This window comes from Stutzerimonas nitrititolerans, assembly GCF_003696285.1.
Lineage (GTDB): Bacteria > Pseudomonadota > Gammaproteobacteria > Pseudomonadales > Pseudomonadaceae > Stutzerimonas > Stutzerimonas nitrititolerans.
Map to the genome: position 1 here is coordinate 63,272 of NZ_RFFL01000014.1, position 17,903 is coordinate 81,174.

Sequence of the window (17,903 nt, forward strand, 5' to 3'; positions counted from 1 at the left end):
CCTGACCCTCTCGACCGATGGAAGTCGCGAGACTAAGTCAGTTGCATGACCATCATGTGACAGGCGCTGCGTCCGTCTGGCCTGCGGGTTTCAGCACAGTGCCAGCCAGACCGGGCAGTGGTCGGATGGTTTTTCCATGCCGCGAATTTCGTAGTCCACGCCGCAATCGATGACGCGGTCATGCAAGGCCTGGGTGGTCAGGATCAGGTCGATGCGCAGCCCACGACGTGGTTCGTCCTCGAAGCCACGGCTGCGGTAGTCGAACCAGCTGAAACGGTCGGCGACTTCCGGGTTGAGCGTGCGGAAGCTGTCCTGCAAACCCCAGTTCTTGAGGCGGGCCAGCCATTCGCGCTCCTCGGGCAGGAAACTGCATTTGCCGGTGCGCAACCAGCGCTTGGCGTTCACCTCGCCGATGCCGATGTCGCAGTCCTCCGGGGAAATGTTGAAGTCGCCCATGACTGCCACTGCGTGGTCGGGGCTGAAGCGCTCTTCTAGCAGTGCCTGCAGGTCGGCATAGAACCTGGTCTTGGCCGGGAACTTGGTGGGATGCACACGGCTTTCCCCCTGGGGGAAATAGCCATTCATGACGGTCACCGGCTGGCCGTTGGCATCGGCGAAACGACCCCAGATGAAACGCTTCTGCGATTCCTCGCCGTCGCCCGGAAAGCCCTTGTGAATCTCCAGCGGTGCCTGGCGCGACAGCAGCGCGACACCGTAATGGCCCTTCTGGCCGTGGTAATGCACGTGGTAACCGAGCGCCTCGATTTGCGCCTGGGGGAACTGCTCGTCGGCCACCTTGGTTTCCTGCAGGCCGATGACGTCGGGCCGATGCTTGTCGATGATCGCAGCCAGTTGATGAGGTCTGGCACGCAACCCATTGATATTGAAAGAAACGAGTTTCATGGGCGATCTCCGGAAGAAGGGCGATTCTAAGGGCTGTAGTCCGGGAAGTGAAAGGCAGAAGCCGTGGGGCATGTGCTACGCAACGGCATATTGCCGATCTGGTGCTAAGGTCCAGATAGATCGAAAAACAACAATAAGAGAGCCTGCGATGCCGATGCCCACCGAAATACGGATGCTGGACAGTGGCTACAACCGGGAAACCCGCTCCCTGCTGTACAACGCCTACCGACACGAGCCGACCTTCGCCTATCTGTTCGAGGCCGACCGCCCCGGCTACGACCAGCGGGTGCGCGCGACGGTGCGGGAGCTGGTCAACCAGCATTTTCTTCAGGACCAGCCCGCACTGGGGCTGATGCAGGGCGACCGGCTGATCGGTGCCGCCCTGATCGCGCCACCGCAACGACGGCTGGATATCACCGAAAGCTGGGCCTGGCGGATGCGCATGCTGCTGACGGCGGGCTTTCGTTGCACCCGCCGTTATCTCGACTACCACCAGGCCATCCTCGGCTGTCTGCCGCCCGGGGCTTTCCACGTGCTGCCACTGATGGCCGTACATCCCCAGTTCCAGGGCCAGCAGTATGGCGAGCGGCTGCTCCAGGCGCTGCATGACTGGTGCGCCGAAGACCCGACCTCTGAAGGCTTGGTCATCGACACCGGCAATGCGCGCTATCGCAACTTCTACCAACGCCAGGGATACGAAGAGATCGGCCAGGTGGCCATCGGGCCGGTGGTCGAATATGTGTTCTTCCATCCGACGCCAAGGGCCGAACGGGCCGAGGGCTGACGGCGAATTACCCCGGGTCGCGGCGGTCACAGGGGCTATGGATGGTGCATTCACGTGCGCTGAAACATCCATCGCCCCAGTTACCGGACGGCCGCCGAAGTTATCCATGCCCCTGCTGAAACGACCGAGACAAAGGCTTTGCAGTGCCAGGTTCGCGCCATGCTAGCATTCGCCGCCATGTGCATATCCAACCGTCGCGGCGTCGCTCTGGCCGGCCTTCTTCTCGTTTCTGCAACCGAACTGGCGGCGGCCGAGCTGGACGTTCGGATCGAGCCCGGCAACCGGACACTGCGCGAGAACATCGAGAACCATATCGGCGACCTCGGTGATCGTGACGAGCGTGAGTTGCTGCGCTACAGCCGCATCGCACGGGAGCAGGCACAGAAGGCGTTGCAGGCGCTGGGGTATTACAACGCGGCGATCGACAGCGAGGTGATCGCCGGCGAGCCGCCCCGGCTGAGTCTGCGCGTCAAGCCGGGGCCACCGGTGCGCTTGCGCACCGTCCGGGTGCGGGTGGAAGGACCGGCGGCTGAACTGAAGAGCTTCCAGAATCCGCAGGGGGCGCTGGAGCCGGGTACCACGCTCAATCATGGTCGTTACGAAGAGGTCAAGCAGCGTATCGCCAATCAGGCTTCGCGCTTCGGTTTCTTCGAAGGCCGTTTCACTCGCCAGCGTCTGGCGGTCGATCCCCGGGAAAATTTCGCAGACATCGAACTGGTGTTCGAGAGCGGGCCGCGTTACCACCTCGGCGAGGTCAGCTTCGAGGGCGACGCGCCTTTCGATGCCGACCTGCTCGAACGCATGGTGCCCTTCGAACCGGGTACGCCTTATGACTCCGAATGGGTGGCCGAGCTGAGCCAGGCCTTGCAGTCGAGCGGTTATTTCGAGGGCGTACGGGTCGATGCCAACCCCGCCAACGCCAGCGAACAGCGCATCCCGGTCAGCGTCCTGCTCACCACGCGCGAGCCCCGCACCCTGGGCCTGGGGCTGGGCTTCTCCACCGACGTGGGGCCGCGCATACGGCTGGACTGGACCCGCCACTGGGTCAACCCGCAGGGGCACAGTTACGGTGCCGAGGCCGAGCTGTCCGCACCGCGGCAGAACGTCGGCCTCTGGTACGACGTGCCGCTCGATCCGCCGCTGACCGACAAGCTGCGCTATGCGGGCGGTTACCAGTACGAGGAGCTGGGCGACAACGACAGCCTGAGCCGGTTGCTGACGGTCGGGCCCGAGTGGCATCGCCGGCTGGGCAACGGCTGGAAACGGGTGTGGTCGTTGAAATGGCAGCACGAGGAATACCGCCTCGGCGATGATTCGGGCGTCAGCACGCTGTTGATGCCGGGCATCGCCTACAGCCTGCTGCGCAGCGACAACCGCATCGACCCCAACCGTGGCTATCGGCTGGAATTCGAGCTGGCGGGCGCAAAACAGGGCCTGATGTCCGATGCCGATCTGATCCACGCCAACGCGATGCTCAAGGGCCTAGGCACGCTTTTCGAACGCCACCGTTTTCTCGGCAGCGTGCAGCTGGGTGCCAACATCACCGACGAATACACCCAAGTGCCGCCGTCGCTGCGCTATTTCGCCGGCGGCGACCAGAGCGTGCGCGGCTACGACTATCAGAGCCTGTCACCGACCAACTCCGACGGTGACCGTATCGGTGGGCGCTACCAGTTCGCCGTATCCGCCGAATACCAGTACTCGCTCACCGAGAAGTGGCGCGTGGCGACCTTCATGGATCAGGGTAACGCCTTCAATTCGGCGGACTTTCCCAGCCTCAAGAGCAGTGTGGGCGTGGGCGTGCGCTGGGTGTCGCCGGTGGGGCCGATCCGGCTCGACCTTGCTCACCCGCTGGATGGTGACGGTGGCGTGCGTCTGCATTTCTCCATGGGGCCCGAGCTTTGAGACGGCCAGTGAAGATACTGGGCTGGAGCCTGTCTGCGCTGTTGGCATTGCTGCTCCTGATAGGCGGGGTTGTTGGCACATTGCTGGGTACGACCGGTGGCAGCCGCTGGTTGCTGGCACAAGCGCCCGGAGTGCAGGTCGATGGCTTCCAGGGGCGTCTCGGCGGCCGCTGGCAGGCCGAGCAGCTGCGCTGGAGCCAGGCGGACAACAGCGTGGTGGTGAAGCAGCCACGCTTGGACTGGTCGGCCGCGTGCCTGTTGCGGATGACCTTGTGCATCGACGAGCTCGCCGCCGAAAGCATCGAACTGGTCTTCCCGCCGGGGACGGAAGAGGCGCCCAGCGAACCTTTCAGCCTGCCGGACCTCCAGCTTCCACTCGAGCTGCAGGTGCTACAGGTCGATCTCGGCCCGCTGCGCCTGAATGGCGAGGAGCTCCTGCAATCACTGCAACTGCGGGCCGATTGGCGCCGTGCCGGGCTGGACATCCGCGAGCTGCGTGCCAGCCGTGCCGACATGAAACTGTCGCTGGCCGGTCGGCTGCAGCCCAGCGGCGCCTGGCCCCTGAGCCTGCAAGGCGATGCCGCGCTGCAGATCGTCGACGAGCAGCCCTGGACGCTGCAATTCGACGTGCAGGGCGATGTGCGCGAGCGCCTTGGGCTGAACGTCGATAGCGCCGGCTACCTGGACGGCAACCTGAGCGGCCAGTTGCAGCCCCTGGCCACCGGGTTGCCCGCGACGCTGAAACTGACCCTGGACGGCTTCAAGGCCAGCCCCGATCTGCCGGACAGTTTGCGTCTGGACGGCTTCGTGCTGACCGCCGAGGGCGAGCTCGACGAGGGTTATCGGCTGCTCGCCAGTGGCCGCCTGGCGGGCGAGGGCGGGGCGGTGGCCTTGCAGCTGGACGGGCTGGTCAACCAGGCGGGCGCGCGCGTGGACAGGGCCGAGCTGGTGGCCAACGAACGGCAGCGGGTCGGCCTCGCAGGGCATCTGGACTGGCGCGAGGCCCTGCAAGGCGAGGCGTCGCTGCAGTGGCAGGATTTTCCCTGGTGGCGCCTGTATCCACAGCCGGAACCGCTGCCGGTGACATTGCGTACCCTGACGGCACAGCTGCAATACGATGCGGGCAACTACCTGGGCCATTTCGATGCCGCCATGAGCGGGCCGGCGGGCGATTTCACGCTGAAAAGCCCGCTCAGTGGGGATCTGCAACGCGTGCACCTGCCACAGCTGGAATTACAGGCGGGACAAGGCGGGGCGGCGGGCAACCTGAGCGTCGGCTTCGCCGATGGCATCGACTGGCGCACCGCGCTGGCGTTGCGCGATGTCGATCCTTCCTACTGGCTGGCGGAGCTGCCAGGCAAGTTGGGCGGGACGCTGGAGAGCCAGGGCGCTCTGCGCGGCGAGCAGCTCGAAGCCCATGTGGCACTGGCCATGGACGGGCGCCTGCGCGGGCAACCGGCTCGCCTGCAACTCCAGGCCAGCGGGCGCGAGGCGCGCTGGGAATTGCCCACGCTGGACCTGCAGCTGGGCGACAACCGCATCCAGGGCAGCGGCCAATGGACCGAAACGCTGCAGGGGCAATTGCGCCTCGAGCTGCCTCGGCTGGCGCAGCTGTGGCCTGAACTCGGTGGCCGCCTGAGCGGCGACCTGAGCATCGCCGGTACGCCGGCAGCGCCCCAGGGCCGGCTTGAGCTAGAGGGCCAGACGATCCGCTATCAGGACAATCACCTGCAGCGTCTGCAACTCGCCGCCAACCTTGCCGATGGCGAACGTGCACGCCTGCGCATGACTGTCGACGGCATTACATCGGGCGATACCGAACTGGGCCAGCTGCAGCTGAACGCCGACGGCACGCTCGATGCGCACCAGGCGGCGCTGCAGCTGCAAGGCGGGCCGCTCGATCTTTCCCTCGCGGCGGAAGGCGGCATGCGGGGCGGCGACTGGCGTGGCCGCCTGTTGCGCGCGGCGGTCGATGCCTACCAGCAGCAATGGGCGCTGCAGCAGCCGGTGGCGATCGAACGCCTGGCAAACGGACGGCTCGACCTGGCCGCGCACTGTTTCGCGTCCGGCCCGGCAACGCTGTGCGCACCGGCCCAGCGCCTGATGCCCGATACGCAGTTGCGCTATCGGTTGCGTGATTTTCCGCTCGAATCGCTGGCGGCCAACCTGCCCGATACCCTGGCCTGGCAGGGTGAGCTCAACGCCGACCTGCAACTGGAGCTCCCGCAGGCGGGGCCGAATGGCGAGATTTCCGTGAACGCAGGCCCCGGAGTGCTGCGTTTTCGCGAAGAGGACATCTGGCACGACTTTCCCTACCAGACTCTGGCTCTGAACAGTCGTCTAAGGCCCGAGCGGATCGACAGCCGGGTGCATTTCGTTGGCGGTGACCTGGGCGAGCTGGACGTGCAGCTGCGCATCGACCCGCAGGGCGAGATCAAGCCCATCGATGGCGAGTTCAGCCTGCGTGACCTGGATATTTCCGTCGCCCGGCCCTTCGTGCCGCAGGTGGACCGGCTGCAAGGTCAGCTCAACGGTGCCGGGCGACTGTCGGGAACGCTGCAAAGCCCGCAGTTGAACGGCGATCTGCGTTTGAGCGAGGCGGAGATTTCCGGCAGTGAGCTGCCCGTCAGCTTCGAAGGGTTGCAGGTCGACATCGGTATCGAAGGGCAGCAACTGCGCGTCGACGGTAACTGGCGCAGCGGCGAACAGGGCCAGGGTCGCCTGAACGGCACTCTGGACTGGCAGCAGGCGCTCGACCTGGATCTGCACCTCGCTGGCACGCGGCTGCCGGTAGTGGTCGAGCCTTACGCCGAGCTGGAAGTCGAACCGGACCTGCATCTGGTGCTGGCCGATGAGCGGCTGGCGGTGAGCGGGCGAATCAAAGTCCCGCGCGGGGACATCACCGTCCGCGAGCTGCCGCCGTCCACGGTGAAGGTGTCCGAGGACACCGTCATCGTCGGCGAAGAGGCGGAGCAAGCGGATACGGCCCTGGCGATCGGCATGGATATCGACGTCGAAGTCGGCGAGGATCGCCTGCGTTTTTCCGGCTTCGGTCTGACCGCCGACCTGGCCGGCTACCTGCACATCGGCGACAACCTCGATGCCCGCGGCGAACTCAAGCTGAACAACGGCCGCTATCGTGCCTACGGTCAGCGACTGACCATCCGCCGCGCGCAGCTGCTGTTCACCGGCGTGCTGACACAGCCGTTCCTGGATATCGAAGCCATTCGGCGGATTCCCGAGGATGACGTGGTCGCCGGCCTGCGCATCACCGGCAGCGCCGAACAACCGCGTATCCAGGTGTTCGCCGAGCCGGCGATGAGCCAGGAACAGGCGCTTTCCTATCTGGTGCTGGGGCGGGCGCTGGGGGCGGACAGCGGCGACAGCAACCTGCTGGCCAATGCCGCGCTCAGCCTCGGCCTGGCCGGCAGCGCCTCCTTCACCGGCGATCTGGCGAACCGGCTGGGCATCGACGACTTCCAGCTGGACACCGAAGGCAGCGGGGCCAATACCAGCGTCGTCGCCAGCGGGCGCCTGACCGAGCGGCTGACGCTTCGCTACGGCGTGGGCGTGTTCGAGCCTGCCAATACCGTCGCGTTGCGCTATCGACTGACCCGGCGAATCTTCCTCGAGGCTGCCAGCGGCCTGGCCAGTTCGCTGGATCTGTTCTACCGACGCAACTTCTGAGGAGGTGGTTGGCTGGGCCCTGGTCCTGTCTAGCGCGGGAGTTGTGGCAGGAATTTTCGTTCCCTCGACCTTCAGCTTTGCCGGCCCTCGCCGATAAGAGTTGACCAGTTGGTCACGGTTCGGTCTGGAGTAGCGAATGAAGAATCTCAAGGTTGCCCTGAAGCTGGGTTCAGGTTTTGGCGCAGTCGGTGTGTTGGCGATCATCGTGGCGATCATCGGGGTTCGCAGCCTCGATAATCTGGTGTCACGCAGCGATAAAGCCCTTGCATCCTACGGGCTGCTCAATGAAGCGAATTACGTCCGGCATCTGCAATCGGTCTTCGACGCTACCGGTGACAGAGCGCATATCAACGAGCTGAACCGGTCGATCGACAAGATCCTCCAAGTTGCGAAATCCACCAGGCAAAACTTCACCTCGGCGGACGATATCGAGAATATCGATGCCGTCACCTCGGCAATGTTGGCTTATCAGGCCAGTTTTCATCGTCTGGCCAGCGCGGCCGAGCAGAAAATCAAGACGCGTAGCGGCTGGTTACAAGCCGGCAACGAGGCGGATCGGCTGGCGGTGGAGCTCGAAAGCGATCTCGCCGGAACGCCCGACGCGCCAGTGATGCATTTCGATGCGCATCAGGCAGGGTTGGCGCTTTTCGCTGTCGAGCTGGCGAAACAGAATCGCCAGTTGCGCTTTGCTGTCAGCCGCTACCTTACGGATGAGGCGGATGAGACCCTTAAGGCGCTGATACAGCAGTTCGACCTGGCTCGGGCAGCTTCCAAGCCGCTCGAGGGCGAACTTCGGGAAGACCAGGCTGAAATGCTCCAGCAATTCCAGACGCGGGTGAACGAGTACATCGGGCACGTAGAGCAACTGCCCCCGCTCGTGGAGCAGGAGCGGCAGGCACGCCGGGACATGGCCGAGCATTTCCAGACGGCCTATGCCAGTGTCGAGAAAATTGTCGAAGGGCAGATCGCGAAGAGTGAATCGGACGCCGCCGCCGCCGAAATATTGATGCTCCTGGTTACCGCTCTGGCGCTGGTGCTTGCCGGCTTGATCAGTTGGCTGATCGTCCGCCAGGTCACGCGGCCGTTGAACAATGCCCTGAAAATCGCCGAGGCCATCGGTGCCGGTGACATGACGGAAGTTGCGATCGAGCGCCGTGGCGACGAGTTCGGCGCGTTGCTCGGTTCGCTGGACAGGACACGACAGAACCTGCGTGGGCTGCTTGCCCATGTGACCGATAGCACCATCCAGCTGGCCTCGGCGGCCGAGCAGCTGTCGGCCGTGACCGAGCAGACCAGCGCCGGCGTCAGCAGCCAGCGCCAGGAGACCGACCAGGTCGCGACCGCGATGAACGAGATGGCCGCGACGGTCCACGAGGTCGCACAGAATGCACAGGAGGCCTCCAGCGCCGCCCAGCGTGCCGATAACCAGGCTGCCCATGGTTCCGTGGTGCTCCAGCGGGCGCTGACCCAGATCGGCAAGCTGACCGATGAGGTGTCGCTTTCCACCGACGCCGTCAACCGACTGAACGAGGAAAGCGTAAGCATCAGCACGGTACTGACCGTCATCAACGGCATCGCCGAGCAGACCAATCTCCTGGCCTTGAACGCTGCGATCGAGGCGGCGCGGGCCGGTGAGGCCGGGCGCGGCTTCGCGGTGGTCGCCGACGAGGTCCGGGGCCTAGCCCAGCGAACCCAGGAGTCGACCGCCCAGATCGAGCAGCTCATCGCCGGATTGCAGAGCCGCGCCCGAGGCGCATCGGACATGATGAATGCGAGCAACACGCTGGCTCAGGACACGGTGGTGCTCGCCAGGGAAGTCGAAACAGGTCTGAACGACGTGGTGCAGACCATCTCGCTGATCCAGGCGATGAACATGCAGATCGCCACCGCGGCCGAAGAGCAGAGTTCGGTGGCCGAGGAGATCAATCGCTCGGTGCTGAACGTACGGGATGTGGCCGAACAGTCGGCGGCGGCGGTGGAGGAGACGGCCGCCTCGACCGCCGAGCTGGCCCGTCTGGGCAACGAATTGCAGTCGAGGGTCAGCTTCTTCAAGGTCTGAGCCCGCTCCGCACGGTGCCGATCAAGGTTCATTGATCGGCGCCGCTTGGCCGGTTGGCCGGACTCAGTCTCGCCGCCACCGACCGGTCAGGCGCCGCCAGCGCGAGGGCGGCAGCTCCGGCGGCTCGGGCCAGTGGGCCTTCTTGCTTTCGCATTGCACGATGCCATTGACCCCGAGCCGCAGGCGCCAGCGCTGGGCCGAGGGGAAATGCTGGCCAGGAACGCGGTGTACCAGCAGCAGGTTGTAGTCGTGCTGTTTCTCGATGGGGTGGGCCTGGATGGCGAACGGGTCCTCGTCGTCGGTACGGACGAACAGCTTGTTGTGGCTGGCCTGGATCATCGCGCAGAGCTGTTCGCAGTCGAGCGTCAGGCGCTCGCGGATTTCGTCATGCTCCAGCGCGGCCTTGTCCAGGTTGAGCAGCGAGCGGTAGCAGATGATCTGCCGTTCCTCGTTGGTGGCCCATTTGCCGGAGTGCTCGCGGATCAGCGGCGGCAGGTCGGGCAGCTTGCGGTAGTCGAGCCAGACCCATTGCTGGGCCAGTAGCTTGCGGGTGTAGGGCATGAGCAGGCGAATCTTCCAGCGCGGCTTGCCCTTGCGCAGCTTGCGGGTGATGGCGGTGATCATGTCGTCGCGCAGCAGGTCGCGAATGGCGTAGACCAGCGCAATGCCCAGCAGCAGGGTGAGCGACAGCTTCTGGCTGGCGTCGCGCGCGTTGAACAGGAAATAGGTGAACAGCGACATGATCAGCATGGTGGAAGCCGCCTTCACCAGCTTGTGGGTGCCGGCGCCCAGTTCGGTGACCTTGGCACGCAGCAGCACGGGATATTCCAGCAACCGGTGATACAGCCCCATGCGGTTCCAGACACGGGTAGGGGTGCCATGGAAGTCGCTCAGGTATTCGCGTTCCTTGCGGTACTTGAGCTCCTGGCGCAGAAACTCGGTCACGGCCTGCTTGAGCTCGTCGTCGAGTTCGGCGAACCCTTCGAGGGTCATGCACTCCAGCAGGAACTGTTCGGCATGCCACGAAAAGTAGATGTCCATCTGCCGGAAATAGCGCAGCTGGTTGCTCTGCTGGGGCACGGACTTGCGCAGGCGCTGGGCGAAGTTCTGGCTCAGGCGCAGGGCACGGGCAATCGGCTCCGCTGCCGCACCGGAAGCCAACAACTGCTGGCGTAACCGTTCCATCGAGGCCTGGTACCGGAAGAACCAGGAGCCGTACATGATTTCGTAGTGGGGGGACAGCAGCACGAAGGAGCCGTCCGCCTTGCTGACGCGGTCTTTCGATGGCATGCCCAGCAAGCCGAAGCTGTGGGTGAGGGCGCTGAAGAAAAACTGCTCCTCGGCCAGGGTCCAGGCGGAGAGGTTGCTCTCGTGCGGGGTGAACAGATACAGCTCGATCCGGTGCCGTCCAGGCTCCTTGAGCGTACGGGTCAGCTGCAGACGGTAATCGCCCTTGCGCTTCAGTGAAAACACGGAACCCCCGATGACAGTTGACCGCGCTCAGGATACCAAGCTTGCCGATGAAAGAGCGCGAGGCCGCTGAAGCCATGGAGCGGCCTGTTGGCCACAAGCGCTACGGCGTAATACCAAAGCGCCAGTGCCCCCGGTCAGCGCCGCTCGTGCGCGGGAGGCAGTACGGATGACAGGGCCAAAGCACTAGCCATTCGCCGCCATCGCAGCGTATGTGTGCCCAGGTGGCCTTTCGATAATCGCTCCCGTCACGACTGCCTGTCGTCAAATACAGCGGAGAGCGCCATGCACAACAACAAGAAAGCCGTTTCAACCCTGCTGCCTGTGGCCCTGGCCGGTGCCGTCGCCCTGTCGGCGAGCCAGTCGGCATTGGCTGAAATCGTGCTTTACGACCAGGATGACACTCGCTTTTCCACCGATGGTTACTTCAACACCTTCTATGTGCACAGCGATGTCGATCGTGCCGGCGAGCAGTTCGACCGCAAGCAATCGCGGGTCAAGATGGGCTTCCTGCCCAACTACATTGGCTTCAACTTCAGCAAGCAGGTCGAGGACCTCAAGCTGGGCGGCCGTTCCTCGTTCTGGGTAACCATCAACGACAGCGACACCAATGGCACCGAGACCGGCATCGACGTCCGCCAGTTCTACGCCACGGTGTCCAACGATGCCTGGGGCGAGGTGCTGTTCGGCAAGGATTTCGGTCTGTTCGCCCGTTCCAACATCCTGCTCGATGAAATGCTCACCGGCTATGGCCAGGTCAGCGACACCCTGGGCCTGGTGGACGGCGGCGGCGTCTCCTTTGGCAACATCGGCACCGGCTACCCCTATCCGTTCCCGACATCCCAGGTCACCTATCGCTCCCCGGTGATGAGCGGGTTGCGCATTGCGGTCGGCATCATGGACCCGGTGGACACCACCGAGGACAGCAGCTCCACCCTGGACAAGGCCTACCAGGAAGAGCCGCGCCTGGAAGCCGAGGTGACCTACCAGTTCGAGCTGGGCGGCACCCAGTTCTATACCTGGATCAACGCCATGCAGCAGAACTCGGACAACACCGACAGCAGCATCGAGGATGTCACATCCAAGGGCCTCGGCTACGGCGTGCAGGCGAAGATGGGCAGCTTCTCGCTGACCGCCTCGGGCTTCCAGGCCGAGGGCATCAACCCATTCTTCACCAACAACGCCGGCGAAGCCTTGCTGCGCGAGGTGGACAGTGATGGCTACCTGCTGCAGGGCTCGTACCGCTTCGGCAAGAACCGCATCGCGCTGTCCTACGGCAAGACCAAGGACGACGGCAACGGCCTGGGCACCGCCGCCGACTACGAGACCCGCGGCATCGCGCTGTTCCACGACATCAACGACAACCTCAAGCTGGTCGCCGAACTCAACGAGTTCGAGATCGCGGGGCGGAGCACCAATGCCGTCGACGAGGAAACCCGGACCTTCGCCGTGGGCGCTGCGCTGAGCTTCTGAGCCCGGCAGGCAGCACAGAGGCTGGTCCCCGCGAGGGGGCCGGCCTTTTCCGTATTCCTCCATCCTCTTCGCGTGACGATCCGGCCAGGCATCGCTACCTAGGCAGGTCCGTTCCGGTACTCAAGTAGCATTTTCGTACCGCAAGCCCTGACCAAGAATGGGGTCAATCCGATACGGGTGAGACGGGAGGACGGTGCGTGAGTGAACAGCAGGCGCAGATGATACGCACGGCAATGTCCGAAGCGCGGCTGGCCGAGACGGTGGCCCAGGACCTGGCGCGCCAGCTGATCCATCCGCACCTCGGTTTCGTGCTGTTCTTCTGCTCGGCCGAATACGATCTGCCGGCCCTGGGCGATGCGTTGCAGCAGTACTTCGGCGGCGTGCGTCTGGTGGGCTGCACCTCGGCGGGGGAGATCACCGCCCAGGGCTACAGTCGCAGTTGCGTCAGCGCCATCGGCTTCGACCACCGCAGTTTTTCGATCGCCTGCGAGCTGATCGACGAAATGGAGCGTTTCAGCCTGATCGATGCCCAGCAACTGGTGGAGCGGCTGGGCAGCGCCTGTCGCAGCAATTCCCTGGCGCCGATCAAGGACCACAGCTTCGCCCTGACCCTGCTCGACGGCCTGTCCAGCCGCGAGGAACAGGTGCTCGCCGCGCTCAGTGCGGCTTTCGGCAGCATCCCCCATTTCGGCGGCTCGGCGGGCGACGACAATCACCTGAGCGATACTCACGTCTACTACGACGGCCGTTTCCACAGTGGTGCGGCCATCGTGGTGTTGGTCAACACCTGGCTGGATTTCGAGGTGTTCACCACCCACCACATCCTGCCCAATGGCGAGAAGCTGGTGGTCACTCGCGCCGACAGCAACGGTCGGCGCGTCTTCGAGCTGAATGCCGAGCCCGCCGCCGAGGAATACGCGCGGCTGATCGGCGTGCCGGTCGCCGAACTCGACCACCGGCTGTTCGCCGCGCATCCCTTGGCGGTGCGCATCAACGAGCAGTACTACGTGCGCTCGATCCAGAAGGTCAACGACGACCTGAGCCTGACCTTCTACTGCGCGGTGGAGAACGGCATCGTGCTGACGGCCATGCAGCCCGGCCCGTTGATGCCCAATCTCGAAGCGCTGTTCCGGCGGCTCGAACAGCGTCTCGGGCCGCCGCTCCTCACCATTGGCTGCGATTGCTTCCTGCGCCGCCTGGAAATCGAGGCCAACGGCGCCAGCGAGCAGGTTTCGGCTTTTCTCAGGCGCCAGCAGGTGATCGGCTTCAACACCTACGGAGAGCAGTTCAATGGCATGCACATCAACCAGACCTTCACCGGTGTCGCCATTGGTCGGCCTGGAGGGCGGGGCGGTCGTTGACCTGCTGGCGCGCCAGGCCGAGCTGGAGCGCGAGAACCACAAGCTGGCGCGCATCAACGCCGCCCTGATCGAACGGGTCGAGTCCAGCGGCGCCGGGCGTGATGCGCCCTATGCAGCCTTCCAGCATTCGGTGGAACTGGCCGAGCAGGTACGCGAGCGTACCGATGCGCTGAACCAGGCGATGGCCGAACTCAAGGGCAGCAACCAGCTGCTCAGCGACGCGCGCCTGCGGGCAGAAACTGCCCACCAGCACCTGGTCGATGCCATCGAGAGCATTTCCGATGCCTTCGTGCTGTTCGACCGCGAGCAGCGCATCGTGCTGTTCAATCGTCGTTTCAAGTCGCTGTGGAGCCGCACCCGCGCGCGTATCAATGCCGGCACGCGGCTGATCGACGTGCGCCAGCTGGCCGAGAGCACCGGATTGATCGTCGAGGAGCACCGCGGCAAGGGCGACGAGCCGACCGTCTACCGGCTGAACAACGGGCGCTGGGTGCAGGTCAGCGAGCGGCCGACGCGCGAGGGTGGGCTGGTCATCCTCTACACCGACATCACCGAGGTGAAAGTCAGCGAAACCATGCGCCGCGAGCAGGCACTGGCACAGAAGTCGCGCCTGCTGCAGCGCGCGGTCGACAACCTGTCCCAGGGGGTGGCCATGGTCGGTGCCGAGGGCGCGCTGGAACTGTGGAACCGACGCTTCCTCGAACTCTGCGGGCTGGCGCCGATCGAGGCGCACCGGCCGTTCGAGGAAGTGATGGCCGAGAGCGAGCTGAAGCTCCTGACGCCGAATACCCGGGATGGGCAGGATCGGCCGGTACGTGAACTGGAACAACGCCTGTTCGACGGCCGCATGCTGGAAATCCGCACCCATGCGCTGCCCACCGGCGGTTTCGTCAACACCTTCACCGACATTACCGAACGCTACCGCCATGCCGAAGCGCTGCGCGAGAGCGAGCGCTGGATCCGCCTGATCACCGATCATGTGCCGGCGCTGATCGCCTACGTGTCGTCCGACCTGACTTACGAATTCACCAACAAGGTCTACGAGGAATGGTACCGCTGGCCCAGCGACGGCATGCTCGGGCAGAGCCTGCCCGAAGTGCACAGCGGCGAGCACTGGCGGCAGCTGGCGCCTTACATCGATCGCGCCTTGTCCGGCGAGAACGTCAGCTTCGAGATATCCGAGCGCAACCATGCCGGTCAGCAGCGCTACATGCTGCGTTCCTACGTACCGAACCGGCTTTCCAGCGGCGAGGTCGCCGGCATCTTCGTGCTGATCCAGGACATTACCGACCGTCGGCGCACCGCCGAGGCGCTGCACCAGGCCTACCAGAACCTGGAACAGCGGGTGCGCGAGCGCACCGCCGAGCTGACCAGCCTCAACGACCAGCTGTTGCGCGAGATCGACGAGCGCAGCCTGGTGGAGGCGCGATTGCGCGAGGCCAAGCGCGAGGCGGAGCTGGCCAACCTGTCCAAGACCAAATTCCTCGCCGCCGTCAGCCATGACCTGCTGCAACCGCTGAACGCCGCTCGGCTGTTCACCAGCGCGTTGCTGGAACAGCCGGCAGAGCCCAGCGGCGGGCTGGTGCGCAACATCAGCAATTCGCTGGAGGACGTGGAGAACCTGCTCGGCACCCTGGTGGATATTTCCAAGCTCGACGCCGGTGTGATCAAGCCGGATATTGCCCCGTTCGCCGTCAGCGAGCTGCTGGAGAACCTCGCCATGGAGTTCCGCCAGATTGCCGGGGCCGAGCGCCTGCAACTGGACTTCATCCCCAGCTCGGCACTGGTGCGCAGCGATATCCAGCTGCTGGCGCGCATCCTGCGCAACCTGCTGACCAATGCCATCCGCTATACGCCGCAGGGGCGCGTGCTGCTGGGCTGCCGGCGGCGTCGGCAGCGGCTGTCGATCGAGGTGTGGGACACCGGCGTCGGCATCGCCGACGACAAACTCGAGGAAATCTTCCAGGAGTTCAAGCGCGGGGAGGGCGTGCGGCCGAACCAGGACCGTGGCCTGGGCCTCGGCCTGGCCATCGTCGAGAAGATCGCGCGCATGCTCGGTCATCGCATTCAGGTCAGCTCGCAGCCGGGGCGTGGGTCCCGGTTCGCCATCGAGGTGCCACTGGCCAGGCGCGCGCCCCTGCTGCGTGCCGAGCCGACCACCACCGAACTGGTACTCCAGCGCCTGCAAGGCGCGCGCGTCTGGGTGCTGGATAACGATACGGCGATCTGCGCCGGCATGCGCACCCTGCTCGAAGGCTGGGGCTGCGCGGTGACCACGGCGCTCTCGGAAGAAGATCTGGCGCGCCAGGTGGACGACTTCCATGCCGAGGCCGACCTGCTGATCGCCGATTACCACCTGGACAACGGCCACACCGGCATCGACGTGGTCGCCAAGGTCAACGCCCGTCGCGCCAACCCGCTGCCGGCGCTGATGATCACGGCCAACTACAGCAACGAACTCAAGCAACAGGTACGCGAGCTGGGGCACATGCTGATGCACAAGCCGGTACGGCCGATGAAGCTGAAGACCGCCATGTGCCATATGCTGGAACACGGGCAGGCGGGCTGAATGGGCAGGCTGCGTTGATGCGTGGGACGTGCCTGTGAACGCACCGCGCCGAGTGCGCCACCGCCGAACCCGGTACTCGCCTTAGCGCCGCAGGTAGGCGGTGAAGTCGATATCGCCGGCCGAGAGGATCGCCTGCACGCGGTTGTGCACGTTGAGCTTGCGCAGGATCGCCGAGACGTGTGCCTTGACCGTGGTTTCGGCGATGTCGAGGTTGTAGGCGATCTGCTTGTTGGATTCGCCCTTGGTCATGCGCTCCAGTACCAGCAGTTGCTTGCGGGTCAGCGCCTGCAGCAGCTCGGGCGGGATCGAGGGTTCGTTGTAGCTGGTCTGGCGCCGGCCGCTTTTCTGGCTGCGGATGATGTCCGAAGGCAGGTAGACGTTGCCGTTGAGAATCTGCTCGATGGCCTCGGTCATCTGGGCCCGCGGCGACGATTTGGTGATGAAGCCGACCGCGCCGTAGGTGATCGCCTGCAGCACGATCTGCTTGTCCTGCTCGGCGGAAACGATCACCACCGGAATGGTCGGAGCCTCGTTGCGCAGGTTGATCAGTCCGTTCAGGCCGTGCATGCCGGGCATGTTGAGGTCGAGCAGGACCAGGTCGAGGTCGTCGTGTTCGAGGGTCAGGGCCAGCGCGCTGTCGAGGTCGGCGGTTTCCAGGATCTCGCTGTCGGGAAAGCCGTCGCGAATGACATTGTGGATGGCTTCGCGAAACAGCGGATGGTCATCGGCAATCAGAATCTTGTACAAGGCCGTTCACCTCTTTGTTGTGGTTATGGTCGGCACGTTCAGCGGTTCACTAGCAGGCCGCTGAAAAAACTATCTGCGTTGGCAATACTGCGTTAAAAACGGCCTCAAAATGCTCATTTAGAACACCTAAACTGCGCTTTTGACTCACTGCGTTCGCCCTGCGGGCCAGCCTACGGCTGTTACTTCGCTGCGCTACGTTTCGGCCGTTTTTGCCTTGTCTTGCCTGCCTCGCCTACGTTTTTCAACGGCCTGCTAGGGGCTGTTCAGCGGCTCCGGTGTTGCTGGATTCAGGGGCAGGCCGGCCTGTTCCCAGCCATCCACGCCATCGCGATACCAGTAGAGCCTCGTATAGCCCAGGGCGTGCGCCCGCCGGGTGGCGTTCCAGCCGAGCCAGCAATCGGAGCGGCAGTAGAATACCAGCGGGCGATCGCTCTGCCCCTGGCTGATGCGAGCCAGGTTCTCGGCGAAGTAATCGGCCCATTGCGGCTGCAGCGTTCCATCACCGGTATTGGCCAGCCAGATGCTGCCGGGCAGGTTGGCGTGCGCCTCGGTTTCGATGAAGCGGCCTGCCAGCCACTGGCGACGATAGACATCCACCAGCACCAGCTGCGGCTCGTTATCCAGCAATGCGCGTAGCGACGCGGTGTCCAGCGTCTGCGCACCCTCGGCGGTGGCTGGCGTCGGGCTGCGGTAGTGCGCCTGGCGGTAACCTTCGGCTGAGAACAGCTCGCCGTCCGTTTGCGCAGGTGCTGCCTGGCTGAGCCCAAGGCAAACCGTCGTGATGAGCAGTAATGGGGGGAACCGCGACATCGTCTTGCTTCCTGAGTGTTCCGGTGACTCGATTACAGAACAATGGTGCTGGCTTTGAAATCCTACGATGGAGGCGAAAACTGGTACCAAAGTAGTAGGGGCTGTTCGTTCATCGTGCTTTCCTTGGGGGAGCACG

11 protein-coding genes are annotated in these 17,903 nt (G+C 64.4%); 7 read left to right on the forward strand and 4 right to left on the reverse strand.

The window, feature by feature from the left end; all coding sequences use genetic code 11:
• Positions 1 to 90: 90 nt before the first annotated feature.
• Positions 91 to 903 (reverse strand): exodeoxyribonuclease III, encoded by an 813-nt coding sequence (gene xthA / locus EA795_RS16885; RefSeq protein ID WP_122078543.1) that lies wholly within the window; start codon positions 901 to 903, stop codon positions 91 to 93.
• Between the two features lie 148 nt (positions 904 to 1,051).
• Between xthA and EA795_RS16890 the strand changes: the two genes are divergently transcribed.
• The 4 genes from EA795_RS16890 (at position 1,052) to EA795_RS16905 (ending at position 9,337) form a co-directional block, all read left to right on the forward strand.
• Entirely contained in the window at positions 1,052 to 1,687 is a 636-nt protein-coding gene (locus EA795_RS16890; protein WP_122078545.1) for a GNAT family N-acetyltransferase, read from the forward strand.
• A gap of 177 nt (positions 1,688 to 1,864) precedes the next feature.
• Positions 1,865 to 3,592: an autotransporter assembly complex protein TamA gene (locus EA795_RS16895; RefSeq protein ID WP_122078631.1), complete on the forward strand. Its 1,728-nt coding sequence runs from the start codon at positions 1,865 to 1,867 to the stop codon at positions 3,590 to 3,592.
• A gap of 8 nt (positions 3,593 to 3,600) precedes the next feature.
• Positions 3,601 to 7,278, forward strand: a complete 3,678-nt coding sequence (locus EA795_RS16900) for a translocation/assembly module TamB domain-containing protein (protein WP_122078547.1) — start codon at positions 3,601 to 3,603, stop codon at positions 7,276 to 7,278.
• A 136-nt stretch (positions 7,279 to 7,414) separates the two neighbouring features.
• Positions 7,415 to 9,337, forward strand: a complete 1,923-nt coding sequence (locus EA795_RS16905; protein WP_122078549.1) for a HAMP domain-containing methyl-accepting chemotaxis protein — start codon at positions 7,415 to 7,417, stop codon at positions 9,335 to 9,337.
• Between the two features lie 63 nt (positions 9,338 to 9,400).
• On the opposite strand, the gene EA795_RS16910 is transcribed toward EA795_RS16905, so the two are convergent.
• On the reverse strand, positions 9,401 to 10,810 hold the full coding sequence (locus EA795_RS16910; RefSeq protein ID WP_122078551.1) for a hypothetical protein: 1,410 nt from the start codon (positions 10,808 to 10,810) through the stop codon (positions 9,401 to 9,403).
• A 282-nt stretch (positions 10,811 to 11,092) separates the two neighbouring features.
• On the opposite strand from EA795_RS16910, the gene EA795_RS16915 reads away from it, so the two are divergent.
• From EA795_RS16915 to nahK, 3 genes are all read left to right on the forward strand, one after another.
• Complete coding sequence (locus EA795_RS16915) at positions 11,093 to 12,280, forward strand: porin (protein WP_122078553.1); 1,188 nt, start codon at positions 11,093 to 11,095, stop codon at positions 12,278 to 12,280.
• Positions 12,281 to 12,498: 218 nt separating this feature from the next.
• Positions 12,499 to 13,641, forward strand: coding sequence for a nitric oxide-sensing protein NosP (gene nosP / locus EA795_RS16920; RefSeq protein WP_170162249.1), 1,143 nt, complete (start codon positions 12,499 to 12,501; stop codon positions 13,639 to 13,641).
• Positions 13,571 to 16,210, forward strand: coding sequence for a hybrid sensor histidine kinase/response regulator NahK/ErcS' (nahK, locus tag EA795_RS16925; protein ID WP_170162248.1), 2,640 nt, complete (start codon positions 13,571 to 13,573; stop codon positions 16,208 to 16,210). The genes nosP and nahK overlap by 71 nt, the downstream gene beginning before the upstream one ends.
• Positions 16,211 to 16,291: 81 nt before the next feature.
• On the opposite strand, the gene EA795_RS16930 is transcribed toward nahK, so the two are convergent.
• Positions 16,292 to 16,957 carry a response regulator transcription factor gene (locus EA795_RS16930; protein ID WP_058075897.1) on the reverse strand — a complete coding sequence of 222 codons (666 nt, stop codon included), beginning with the start codon at positions 16,955 to 16,957 and terminating at the stop codon, positions 16,292 to 16,294.
• A 252-nt stretch (positions 16,958 to 17,209) separates the two neighbouring features.
• The gene (locus EA795_RS16935) at positions 17,210 to 17,767 is read right to left on the reverse strand and encodes a PQQ-dependent catabolism-associated CXXCW motif protein (RefSeq protein WP_122078559.1); all 558 of its coding nucleotides are present in this window, start codon (positions 17,765 to 17,767) and stop codon (positions 17,210 to 17,212) included.
• Between the last annotated feature and the right edge of the window lie 136 nt (positions 17,768 to 17,903).

Excerpts from the sequence above, each read along its gene's own strand:
- nosP (WP_170162249.1), top strand. The coding sequence starts at position 12,499 with ATGATACGCACGGCAATGTCCGAAGCGCGGCTGGCCGAGACGGTGGCC.
- EA795_RS16895 (WP_122078631.1), top strand. The coding sequence starts at position 1,865 with ATGTGCATATCCAACCGTCGCGGCGTCGCTCTGGCCGGCCTTCTTCTC.
- EA795_RS16915 (WP_122078553.1), top strand. The coding sequence starts at position 11,093 with ATGCACAACAACAAGAAAGCCGTTTCAACCCTGCTGCCTGTGGCCCTG.
- EA795_RS16890 (WP_122078545.1), top strand. The coding sequence starts at position 1,052 with ATGCCGATGCCCACCGAAATACGGATGCTGGACAGTGGCTACAACCGG.
- EA795_RS16935 (WP_122078559.1), bottom strand. The coding sequence starts at position 17,767 with ATGTCGCGGTTCCCCCCATTACTGCTCATCACGACGGTTTGCCTTGGG.
- xthA (WP_122078543.1), bottom strand. The coding sequence starts at position 903 with ATGAAACTCGTTTCTTTCAATATCAATGGGTTGCGTGCCAGACCTCAT.
- EA795_RS16905 (WP_122078549.1), top strand. The coding sequence starts at position 7,415 with ATGAAGAATCTCAAGGTTGCCCTGAAGCTGGGTTCAGGTTTTGGCGCA.
- nahK (WP_170162248.1), top strand. The coding sequence starts at position 13,571 with ATGGCATGCACATCAACCAGACCTTCACCGGTGTCGCCATTGGTCGGC.